Source organism: Micromonospora reichwaldensis, from assembly GCF_031845925.1.
In the GTDB taxonomy this organism is placed as follows: domain Bacteria; phylum Actinomycetota; class Actinomycetes; order Mycobacteriales; family Micromonosporaceae; genus Micromonospora; species Micromonospora reichwaldensis.
On the sequence record NZ_JAVRFL010000026.1, the window covers coordinates 90,318 to 100,536 of the forward strand.

Genomic DNA, 10,219 nt, shown 5'->3' on the forward strand with positions numbered 1-10,219 from the left:
GCCACGGCGCAGCGCGGCATCTTCCAACGTGCGGCACTTCATGACGCGCGGATCATTGATTGTTTACGACAACGGTGATATTCCGCCGGCCCGCGTCGGCCCGGAGAAGGGGCCGTCACCGCCGGATCAGGACCTCCGGCAGCGGCTTGCGGACCAGGTCCGGCACCGTCGCGTCCGGCGCCGGATAGCCGACCGGCATGACCAGGTACGGGCGCTCCTCCGGCGGCCGTTCGCACACCTCGTTGAGGAAGCGCATCGGGCTCGGCGTGTGCGTCAGGGTGGCCAGGCCGGCGTGGTGCAGCGCCGTGATCAGCACGCCGACCGCGATGCCGACGGATTCCTTGACGTAGTAGGGCTTCGGGGACCGGGGGCCCTGGTGCACCTCGAACACCACGATCACGACCGGCGCCACCTCCAGGAAGGGCTTGTGCCAGTCCGTACCGATCGGGGCGATTGCCTCCAGCCACTGCGCCGACGCGCGCCGGGCGTAGAACTCGCGCTCCTCGGCCTCGGCGGCCTCCCGCAGCCGGCGCTTGCGGGCCGCGTCGGTGACCACGACGAACCGCCACGGTTGCAGGTTCGCGCCGCTCGGTGCGGTCGCCGCCGCGCGGATCGCCTCCTCGATCACCTCCATCGGCACCGGCTGCGGCGAGAAGTGCCGGATGGAGCGTCTGGCGGCCATCCGGTCGGCGAAGGTACGCGCGTTGTGCACCATGTCCCCCGCCGCCGCCAGCAGCGAGTCGGGTCCGGGGTCACCGGTCATTCCAGCCATGAACGCCTCCCGCGTGATCGACGGATCCAGCATCGCCCAACGGCGCCGGGCGCGTTTACGCAACCGTGCGGAACTTCGACCGCCGGCCGCCGCCCGGGGCGGGTGGGCGGGACGCCGCGCGGGCTGGTGGGCGGGACGCCGCGCGGGCTGGTGGGCGGCTCACCCGTCCGTCGACGAGCTCTGCCCAGCGGGCACCGCGCCGAGCGGCCGGTGCTCCTCGGCGGCTTCGTCCGGGCCGGGCGTGGCGAGGAGGCGGGCCGTCAGGGCGGCCAGCAGCGCGGTGCGCTCCGGCATCCGCGCGACGTCGACGTACTCGCCACGCGCGTGCGGCAGGCCCCCCACCCCACCCAGACCGTCCAGGGTCGGTACGCCGAGGGCGCCGGTGAAGTTGGCGTCGGAGGCGCCCGGGGCGGCGACGCCGCGGACGGCCGGCAGCCCGAGGTCCACCGCCACCGACTGCGCGACCCGCAGCAGCGGCGTCGACACGGAGGCCGGCAGCGGGTAACGGTTGATCCCGCCGCTGACGGCCAACCGCGCGTCGGGCAGTCGGGGGGTCAGCTCGCGGACCAGCCGGTCCACCCGGTGCAACTCCTCGCGGGTCCAGGCGCGTACGTCGACGCAGAGGACCGCGGACTCCGGCACCACGTTCGTCATCGTGCCGGCGGTGAGGGCCGTCGGGGTCACGCTCGTCTCCCCCGCGGCGAAGGCCTGCACGGCGAGGACGTGGTGCGCGAGTTCGACCCCGGCGTTGACGCCCCGGTGCGGTTCGACGCCGGCATGCGCCGCCCGGCCCCGCACCGTGATCCGGTAGACGGAGCCGCCCTTGCGCGCGACCTTGAGGTCGCCGCCCTCGGTGCTCGGCTCGCCGACCAGCACCGCCCCGGAGCGCCGGGCCTGTTCCTCGATCAGCGGCCGGGAGGTGACCGACCCGCTCTCCTCGTCGCAGGTGAGCAGCAGCCCCACCCGCGAGGTGTCCGGCAGCAGTTCCAGCGCGGTGAGCATCTGCACGATCCCGGCCTTCATGTCGCAGACGCCGGGCCCCGTCGCGGTGCTTCCGGTGATCGTGAACGGCCAGTCCCGGATGGTGCCCGCCGGCCAGACCGTGTCGTAGTGGCCCAGCAGCAGCACGCGTTGGTCGGGGGCCGCCCAGAGCAGGTGCGGCAGTCCGTCGAGGACCACACGACGCCCCCGCCGGCCCAGCGCGGCGTCGCCCCACGCCTCGAGCAGGTCGGCGCAGGCGGCCAGTTCCCGGCCCCGCCCCGGCGGCGACTCGCAGGTCACCAACCGGCGCAACCGCGCCGTCATCACCGCTGCCCGGGCCTGCGCCCCACGCCGAAATACATCGACATCCACCATGGTCTGATGGTGGCATCGCCACCCGCGGCGGCCACAGGGCGTGACGCCGACACCGCACGGATGCGGTGGTGCGGCGCCCAACACGGCAACCTGGAAGACAGGGCCACGAGGCCGACCGGCCGCCCATGCCCGAAACGCACTCGTCCGCCCCGCCGGGCACGGCGGGGCGGACGAGGACGGTACGTCGAGGCGGGTGCCGGACGGCTACGTGGCCGCCCGCCGCGGGGGTGTCGTCAGCGGCTGCCCTCGAGCTGGCCGCGCAGCTTGCCCAGCGCGCGGGCGAGCAGGCGGGAGACGTGCATCTGGGAGACGCCGACCTGCGTGGCGATCTCACTCTGGGTGAGGTTGCCGTAGAAGCGGAGGGTGAGGATCTTCTGCTCCCGCTCGTCGAGGGTGGCGAGCGCCGGGCCGAGGGCGACCCGCAGCTCGGCCAGCTCGAACTCGCTGTCCTCCGCGCCCAGGGTGTCGCCCAGCTCGGTGGCGCTGTCGCCGTCGCCGATGGGGGTGGACAGGGAGACGGCGTTGTAGGCGCGGGCGCCTTCGAGGCCCTCCAGGACCTCTTCCTCGGTGACGCCGAGGTGGGCGGCGATGTCGGCGACCGTCGGCGCGCGGTTGAGCGTCTGGGTGAGGGTGCCGTTGGCCTCGGAGATGCGCAGTCGCAGCTCCTGCAGGCGGCGCGGCACGCGGATGTTCCAGGTGCGGTCGCGGAAGTGACGCTTGATCTCACCGAGGATCGTCGGGATGGCGAAGCCGGCGAAGTCCACGCCCCGGGAGGCGTCGAACCGGTCCACGGCCTTGATCAGCCCGAGGGCGGCGGTCTGGGCCAGGTCACCGTTGGGCTCGCCGCGCCCGCTGTAGCGGAAGGCGAGGTGGTGGGCCAGCGGCAGCCACGCCTCGATCACCCGCGCCCGCAGCGCCGGCCGGTCGGGGTGCCCCTCCGGCAGGGCGGCGAGGGCGGCGGTCAGCTCACTCGCGCGGGTCTCGTCACCGGGGGCCGTGGTGGCGTCGGTGGTGGTGGTCGGCGCGGTCGTCGTGGTGATCATGCTGCCCTTCCTGTCCTACCGATGCGGCGACGCCGGGAACCGGCGACCGCAGTGCCACCACCCTAGACCAACGGCCGTCGCCATATCAACCGAACGGCCGATGGATAAAAGCGACAGAAACTCCCGAACAAGGCGCTAATCGTGTGGTCCCCGCCACGCGCGGCCGGTGCCGCCCGTGGTTCAGGCCGCCGGCCCCACGTGGAGCCGGCTCACCGTCTCGGCGACGCAGACCGGCTTGCCGCCGGCGTCGCACTCCACGGTCGCGGCGGTGACCAGCTGCACCCCGCCGGCCACCGGCGACACCTCCGCGATGGTGGCGACGGCCCGGACCGCCGTGCCGACCCGCAGCGGGGCGGGGAACCGCACCCGGTTCAGCCCGTAGTTGACCCCCATCCGCACGCCCCGCACCCGGTAGAGCCGCCCCACCAGCGCCGGCAGCAGCGACAGGGTCAGGAAGCCGTGCGCGATCGTGCCCCCGTACGGGCCGGCGGCGGCCCGCTCCGGGTCGAGGTGGATCCACTGGTGGTCGTCGGTGGCGTCGGCGAACAGGTCGACGCGCCCCTGCTCGATGCGCTGCCACGGCCCCGGGCCGAGGGTCTCCCCGACCGCGGCGGCCAGCTCGTCGACGGAGTCGAACGTCCTCATGCCAGGTGCCCTCCCAGTCGCGTGTAGCCGCGCAGCAGGTCCCGCGCGATGATGAGCCGCTGCATCTCGTCGGTGCCCTCGAAGATCCGGTAGAGCCGGACCTGCCGGTACCACCGCTCGACGGGCAGCTCCCGGGTGTAGCCCATGCCGCCGTGGATCTGCAGGACGCGGTCGACCACCCGGTTGACCATGCCGGCGCCGTAGAGCTTCGCCATCGAGGAGGCGTGCCGGGGATCCATGCCCTGGTCCACCGTCCAGGCCGCCCGCAGGATGAGCCAGCGGGCCGCCTCCAGCTCGGTCTCGGAGTCGGCGATCATCCACTGGATCGCCTGGTTGTCGCCGATCGGCCGGCCGAACGTCTGCCGGGTGGTGGCGTGGTCGATCGCCATCCGCAGCGCCCGCTCGGCGATGCCGACCGCGTGCGAGGGGATGGTGTAACGCCCCTTGCCGATCCACTCCATCGCGAGCGCGAAGCCCTGGCCGGGCTCGCCGAGGATGTTGCGCTCCGGCACCCGTACGTCGTCGAAGACCAGCGCGGCCGGCCCGCCCTCGCCCATGGTCTGGATGAACTCCGAGCGCCAGCCCATCGCCCGGTCCACCAGGAAGGCCGTGGCGCCGCCGTTGCGGGCGCCCTTCTCCCGGTCGGTGACCGCGATGACGATGGCGAAGTCGGCCTCGTTGCCGCCGGTGATGAAGGTCTTCTCGCCGTTGAGCACCCAGTCGCCGCCGTCGCGGCGGGCGTTGAGCCGGATGTTGGCGGCGTCGCTCCCGGCGCCCGGCTCGGTGATCGCGAAGCAGCTGCGCCGCTCCCCCTCGATCGTCGGGACCAGGAATTCCCGCTTCTGCGCGTCGTTGGCCCGGAACAGGATGTTGTCGGCCTCGCCGCCGAAGCGGAACGGCACGTACGAGCGGCCGATCTCGGTCCAGATCAGCGACTGGGTGACGGCCGGCAGGTCCATGCCGCCGTACGCCTCGGGGGTGGCCAGCCCCCAGAAGCCGAACGCCCGCGCCTTGAGCTGCAACTCGCGCAGCTCGTCGGGCTCCAGCCCGGGCCGGTGCGCGCGTTCGCGCCGCAGCAGCTCCGGCTCCAGCGGCATGACCTCCCTGGCGATGAAGTCGCGGGCCGTGTCGCGGATGGCCCGTTCGGTGTCCGAGAGCGCGAAGTCCATGTCCCCTCCGGGTCGGTGCGGTGCTACGCGCGGCTCAGCGCGCGCCGCCGTTGACGTACAGGGTCTGGCCGCTGACGTACGAGGCGTCGTCGCTGGCCAGGAAGGCGATCACCGAGGCGATCTCGGCGGGCTGGGCGACCCGGCGCAGCGGGGTGTGCTCGGCGACGGCCCGCTGGTGCTCCTCGGGGCTGCTGCCGACCCGCTCGGCGGTGGCCGCGGTCATCGCGGTCGCCACGTAGCCGGGCGCGACCGCGTTCACGGTCACGTTGAACGGGCCCAGCTCGACGGCGAGGGTGGCGGTCAGGCCCTGCACGCCGGCCTTGGCCGCCGCGTAGTTGACCTGGCCCCGGTTGCCCAGCGCGGAACGGCTGCTGAGGTTGACGATCCGGCCGTAGCGGGCCGTCACCATGTGCTGCTGCGCCGCCTGACAGCAGAGGAACATGCTCGTCAGGTTGGTGGTCAGCACCGCCTCCCACTCGGGCAGCGGCATCCTGAACAGCAGGTTGTCGCGGGTGATCCCGGCGTTGTTGACGAGTACGTGCAGCCCGCCGTACGCCTGGACCACCTGGTCGGTCATGGCGGCGACCGCTCCGGCGTCGGTCACGTCGCAGCCGATGCCGACGGCCCGGCCACCGGCGGCGGCGATCTCGTCGGCGACGGCCCCGGCGCGCGCGGCGTCGAGGTCCACCACCGCGACCGCCGCGCCCTCGCCGGCGAGCCGGTGCGCGGTGGCCGCGCCGATGCCCTGCGCGGCGCCGGTGACGACGGCGACCCGGTCGGCGAATCTGGTCACGGTTCCTCCTGGCTCTAGAAGGCGTTGACGCCGGTGAGCGCGCGTCCGATGAGGAGCTGCTGGATCTGGCTGGTGCCCTCGTAGAGGGTGGCGACGCGGGCGTCGCGCAGGTACTTGCCGACGGGGTACTCGTCGATGTAGCCGTAGCCGCCGAAGACCTGCACCGCGTTGTTGGCCGCGCGCACGGCGGCCTCGCTGGCGAAGAGCTTGGCCATCGACGCCTCGGTGGCGAACGGCTCGCCCCGGTCGATCAGGTCGGCCACCCGCCACACCAGCAGGCGAGCGGCGTCGGTGTCGACGGCGATGGCGGCGAGCAGTTGCTGCACGAGCTGGTGGCCGGCGATGGGCTTGCCGAACTGGGTGCGCTGCCCGGCGTAGCCGACGGCCGCGTCCAGGCAGCCCTGGGCGATGCCGACGCAGCCCGCCGCCACGGACATCCGGCCCTTGGCCAGGGTGGCGAGGGCGAGCCGGAAGCCGGCGCCCTCCTCGCCGAGGAGCGCGGATGCCGGCACCCGTACGCCGTCGAAGCGCAGCTCCCCGGTGGCCTGCCCGCGCAGACCCAGCTTGCCGTGGATCTCGCGGCGGGTCAGGCCCGGCGCGTCGGTGGGCACCAGGAAGGCGCTGATGCCCCGGTGTCCCGGGCCACCGGTGCGGGCGAAGACCAGCGCGACGTCGGCCGTGGTGCCGTTGGTGATGAACATCTTCGCGCCGGTGATCAGCCAGTCGGCGCCGTCGCGGACCGCCCGGGTGGTCAGGGCGGCGGCGTCGGAGCCGCTGTCCGGCTCGGTCAACGCGAAGCAGCCGAGCGCCGCGCCGGAGCAGAGCCGGGGCAGCCACTGCTCCCGTTGGGCCGGGGTCCCGTGCGCGGCGATCGACTTGGCGACCAGGCCGAGGGAGACCGAGACGATGCCGCGCACGGCGGAGTCGCCCCGGCCCAGCTCCTCCAGCACGAGGCAGTAGGAGAGGTGGTCGCCGCCCGAACCGCCGTCGTCCTCACCGATGGTGAGCCCCAGGAAGCCGAGTTCGCCGAGCTTGCCGACGATGTCCGGGTCCACGGACTCGCGGCGGTCCCAGGTGGCCGCGTGCGGCACCACCTCACGGTCGACGAAGTCCGCGGCGAGCCGGCGGACCGCCGCCTGCTCGGCGGAGAGTTCCAGATCCATGAGGCTTAAACTAGCGGTGCAAGTTTAATTCCGTCCAGACCTGGTTGTGGCAGAGTCTGCGACGGACCACCCCGAGCGAAGGAGGACCGGATGCCCCGGCCGCGGCAGGCGCTGCTCAGCCGGCAGCGGATCGTCGAGACCGCCGCCGCGCTGATCGACGCCGAGGGGCTGGAGGGCTTCTCCACCCGCCGGCTCGCCGCCGAACTCGGGGTACGCGGGCCGTCGCTCTACAACCACTTCGCCACCAAGGACGAGATCCTCGACGCGGTGGCCGACAGCGTCACCGGCCAGGTGGACGTGTCGTTCTTCGGCAGCGTCGACTGGCGGGAGGCGCTGCGCCGGTGGGGGCACTCCTACCGGGCGGCGCTGGCCGCGCACCCGAACATCGTGCCGTACCTGGCCCGAGGGCCGGGGCGCCGGCCGGCGGCGCTGACCATGGCCGACGCCGTCTACGGCGGACTGGTCGCCGCCGGGTGGCCGCCGGCCCGGGCGACCCACATCGGCGCGCTCATGCGCTACTTCGTGGCCGGCTCGGCGCTGGGCTCGTTCGCGCGGGGCTTCGTCGAGGACCCCGGGCTGTACGCGGAGCAGTACCCGCACCTGACCCAGGCCCACCGGCTGGCCGAGCACCAGCAGCAGGTCGACGAGGGCGCCTTCGCGCTGGGCCTCGACGCGCTGATCCACGGGCTGTCGCGCACCTACGAGGAGCACATCGGGCCGCTGCCGCCCCTCCCGCCGGCCGGCCGGGCGTACTAGAGTCCGAAACTTGCGCTGCTAGTTTCGGCCGACGTAGGTGAGGGGCGCGATGGATCTCGCACGTACCGACTTCTACCTCGACGGACAGTGGTCCGCCGCCGACTCCCGGGACACCGTCGCGGTGCGCAACCCGGCGACCGAGGACGTCATCGCGACCGTGCCGGCGGGCACCGCGGCCGACGTGGACCGCGCCGTCGCGGCGGCCCGGGCCGCCTTCCCCGGCTGGGCCGACGCCGCGCCCGCCGAGCGGGCCGCCCGCCTGGACCGGCTGCACGCCGCGCTCTCCGCCCGGGCCGACGAGATCGCCCGCACCGTCGCCCTGGAACTCGGCACCCCGCTGAAGGTGTCCACCCGGGTCCAGACCGGCCTGCCGCTGACGGTCCTGCACAGCTACGTCGAGCTGGCCGCCCGCCCCCCGGCCGACGAGACGATCGGCAACTCGCTGGTGGTCCGGGAGCCGGTCGGCGTGGTCGGGGCGATCACCCCGTGGAACTACCCGCTGCACCAGGTCGTCGCGAAACTGGCCCCCGCCCTGGCCGCCGGGTGCACGGTGGTGCTCAAGCCGAGCGAGCTGACCCCGCTGACGGCGTACCTGCTCTTCGACGCCATCCACGAGGCCGGCTTCCCGCCCGGCGTGGTCAACCTGGTCACCGGCACCGGCCCGGTCGTCGGCGAGGCCATCGCCGCGCACCCGGACGTCGACATGGTCTCCTTCACCGGCTCGACGGCCACCGGCCGGCGGATCTCCCACCTCGCCGCCGACCGGATCGCCCGGGTCGCCCTGGAACTCGGCGGCAAGTCCGCCAACATCGTCCTCGACGACGCCGACCTGGCCACGGCCGTCAAGGTCGGGGTCGGCAACGCCTTCCTCAACTCCGGCCAGACCTGCGCCGCCTGGACCCGCCTGCTGGTGCACCGCGACCGCTACGACGAGACCCTCGACCTGGCCGCCAAGGCCGCGGCGGGCTACCGGCTCGGCGATCCGTTCGATCCGGCCACCCGGCTCGGCCCGCTGGTCTCCGCGGCGCAGCGGGAACGGGTCCGCGAGCACGTCGCCCGAGGGCTGGCCGACGGGGGCCGGCTCGTCGCCGGCGGGCCCGACGCGCCGCTGCCCGAGCGGGGCTACTTCGTCGCCCCGACCGTGATCGCCGACGTCGACCCCGACAGCGCCCTGGCCCAGGAGGAGGTCTTCGGCCCGGTGCTCGCCGTCATGCCGTTCGACGACGAGGACGAGGCGGTGCGCATCGCCAACAACTCCCGCTACGGGCTGGCCGGCGCGGTCTGGTCCGCAGACGGGGAGCGGGCGCTGCGGGTGGCCCGGCGGCTGCGCACCGGCGCCGTCGACGTCAACGGCGCCCCGTTCAACCCGCTCGCCCCGTTCGGCGGCTACAAGCAGTCCGGCCTCGGCCGGGAGCTGGGCCGGCACGGGCTTGAGGAGTTCCTCCAGGTCAAGGCCATCCAGCGATGAGGGCGCTGATCGTACGGGCCGTCGACGCCCCGCTGCGGGTGGAGGAGATCGAACTGCCGGCCCCCGGCCCGGACGAGGTACGGGTGAGCATCCGCGCCGCGGGCGTCTGCCACTCCGACCTGTCCATGGTCGACGGGACGCTGGCGCCCCCGTACCCGCTGGTGCTGGGGCACGAGGCGGCCGGGGTGGTGGTCGAGGTCGGCGACGCCGTCACGCGGGTCGCGCCCGGCGCGCACGTGGTGCTGAACTGGGCCCCGCCGTGCCGCAGCTGCTGGTACTGCGGGCGGGACGAGCCGTGGCTGTGCGAGCGCACCGGATCGCCCTCGGCCCCCCGGGGACGCACGCCGGCCGGCGAAGCGCTGCACGTCACGCTCGGCCTCGGCGCCCTCGCCGAGGAGGTGGTGGTGCCGCAGGCCGCCGTCATCGGAGTCCCCGCGGAGCTGCCCTTCGAGGCGGCGGCGCTGCTGGGCTGCGCCGTGCTCACCGGCGTCGGCGCGGTCCGCCGCACGGCGAAGGTGGCCCCCGGCGAGTCGGTGGCCGTGATCGGCCTCGGCGGGGTGGGGCTGTCGGTGGTCGCCGCCGCACGGGCCGCCGGCGCCGACCAGGTGCTCGCCGTCGACGTCTCCCCGACCAAGAAGGCGCTGGCCGTCACGGCCGGCGCCACCGACTTCCTGCTCGCCGACGAGACGCTCAGCCGGGCGGTCCGGGAGCGGACGGCGGGTCGGGGCGTCGACCATGCGCTGGAGTGCGTCGGGCGGTCGGCCACGATCCGCACCGCTTGGCGCGCCACCCGCCGGGGCGGTCAGGTGACAGTCGTCGGCATGGGCGCCAAGGACGACATCGTCGGGCTGGGCGCGCTGGACATCTTCCACTCGGCCCGGACCCTGCGCTCCTCGGTCTACGGCTCCTCCGACCCGGACCGGGACGTGCCCGAGCTCGCCCGGGCCGTACTCGACGGCACCCTCGACCTCGGCTACCTGATCACCGACCGGACCACCCTCGACGGCGCCGCCGAGGCCTTCGCCCGCATGTCCCGCGGCGAGGGCGCCCGCAC

General features: G+C 74.1%; 10 protein-coding genes. 3 read left to right on the top strand and 7 right to left on the bottom strand.

Features of this window, described 5'->3' with window-relative positions:
• Positions 1-115 precede the first annotated feature (115 nt).
• From RM555_RS21330 to RM555_RS21360, 7 genes are all read right to left on the bottom strand, one after another.
• Entirely contained in the window at positions 116-715 is a 600-nt protein-coding gene (locus tag RM555_RS21330; RefSeq protein WP_311413408.1) for a nitroreductase family protein, read from the bottom strand.
• A gap of 216 nt (positions 716-931) precedes the next feature.
• Complete coding sequence (locus RM555_RS21335) at positions 932-2,077, bottom strand: M20/M25/M40 family metallo-hydrolase (protein WP_311413397.1); 1,146 nt, start codon at positions 2,075-2,077, stop codon at positions 932-934.
• Between the two features lie 284 nt (positions 2,078-2,361).
• On the bottom strand, positions 2,362-3,171 hold the full coding sequence (locus tag RM555_RS21340; RefSeq protein WP_396888821.1) for a SigB/SigF/SigG family RNA polymerase sigma factor: 810 nt from the start codon (positions 3,169-3,171) through the stop codon (positions 2,362-2,364).
• Between the two features lie 180 nt (positions 3,172-3,351).
• The gene (locus RM555_RS21345) at positions 3,352-3,816 is read right to left on the bottom strand and encodes a MaoC family dehydratase (RefSeq protein ID WP_311413398.1); all 465 of its coding nucleotides are present in this window, start codon (positions 3,814-3,816) and stop codon (positions 3,352-3,354) included.
• Positions 3,813-4,985: an acyl-CoA dehydrogenase family protein gene (locus tag RM555_RS21350; RefSeq protein WP_311413399.1), complete on the bottom strand. Its 1,173-nt coding sequence runs from the start codon at positions 4,983-4,985 to the stop codon at positions 3,813-3,815. The genes RM555_RS21345 and RM555_RS21350 overlap by 4 nt, the downstream gene beginning before the upstream one ends.
• Before the next feature lie 34 nt (positions 4,986-5,019).
• Positions 5,020-5,778 carry a 3-oxoacyl-ACP reductase FabG gene (gene fabG / locus RM555_RS21355; RefSeq protein ID WP_311413400.1) on the bottom strand — a complete coding sequence of 253 codons (759 nt, stop codon included), beginning with the start codon at positions 5,776-5,778 and terminating at the stop codon, positions 5,020-5,022.
• Between the two features lie 14 nt (positions 5,779-5,792).
• A complete protein-coding gene (locus RM555_RS21360) occupies positions 5,793-6,941 on the bottom strand; it encodes an acyl-CoA dehydrogenase family protein (RefSeq protein ID WP_311413401.1) in 1,149 nt (382 codons plus the stop codon).
• 90 nt (positions 6,942-7,031) lie between these two features.
• Here RM555_RS21360 and RM555_RS21365 point away from each other — a divergent pair, with 90 nt between their 5' ends.
• The 3 genes from RM555_RS21365 to RM555_RS21375 form a co-directional block, all read left to right on the top strand.
• Positions 7,032-7,697 carry a TetR/AcrR family transcriptional regulator gene (locus RM555_RS21365; RefSeq protein ID WP_311413402.1) on the top strand — a complete coding sequence of 222 codons (666 nt, stop codon included), beginning with the start codon at positions 7,032-7,034 and terminating at the stop codon, positions 7,695-7,697.
• A gap of 49 nt (positions 7,698-7,746) precedes the next feature.
• Positions 7,747-9,165 carry an aldehyde dehydrogenase family protein gene (locus RM555_RS21370; protein ID WP_311413403.1) on the top strand — a complete coding sequence of 473 codons (1,419 nt, stop codon included), beginning with the start codon at positions 7,747-7,749 and terminating at the stop codon, positions 9,163-9,165.
• Positions 9,162-10,219, top strand: a 1,058-nt coding sequence (locus RM555_RS21375) for an alcohol dehydrogenase catalytic domain-containing protein (protein ID WP_311413404.1), incomplete at its 3' end; no start/stop codon positions are given. The genes RM555_RS21370 and RM555_RS21375, both read left to right, overlap by 4 nt.

Excerpts from the sequence above, each read along its gene's own strand:
- RM555_RS21345 (WP_311413398.1), bottom strand. The coding sequence starts at position 3,816 with ATGAGGACGTTCGACTCCGTCGACGAGCTGGCCGCCGCGGTCGGGGAG.
- RM555_RS21360 (WP_311413401.1), bottom strand. The coding sequence starts at position 6,941 with ATGGATCTGGAACTCTCCGCCGAGCAGGCGGCGGTCCGCCGGCTCGCC.
- RM555_RS21370 (WP_311413403.1), top strand. The coding sequence starts at position 7,747 with ATGGATCTCGCACGTACCGACTTCTACCTCGACGGACAGTGGTCCGCC.
- RM555_RS21340 (WP_396888821.1), bottom strand. The coding sequence starts at position 3,171 with ATGATCACCACGACGACCGCGCCGACCACCACCACCGACGCCACCACG.
- RM555_RS21350 (WP_311413399.1), bottom strand. The coding sequence starts at position 4,985 with ATGGACTTCGCGCTCTCGGACACCGAACGGGCCATCCGCGACACGGCC.
- RM555_RS21335 (WP_311413397.1), bottom strand. The coding sequence starts at position 2,077 with ATGACGGCGCGGTTGCGCCGGTTGGTGACCTGCGAGTCGCCGCCGGGG.
- RM555_RS21330 (WP_311413408.1), bottom strand. The coding sequence starts at position 715 with ATGGTGCACAACGCGCGTACCTTCGCCGACCGGATGGCCGCCAGACGC.
- RM555_RS21365 (WP_311413402.1), top strand. The coding sequence starts at position 7,032 with ATGCCCCGGCCGCGGCAGGCGCTGCTCAGCCGGCAGCGGATCGTCGAG.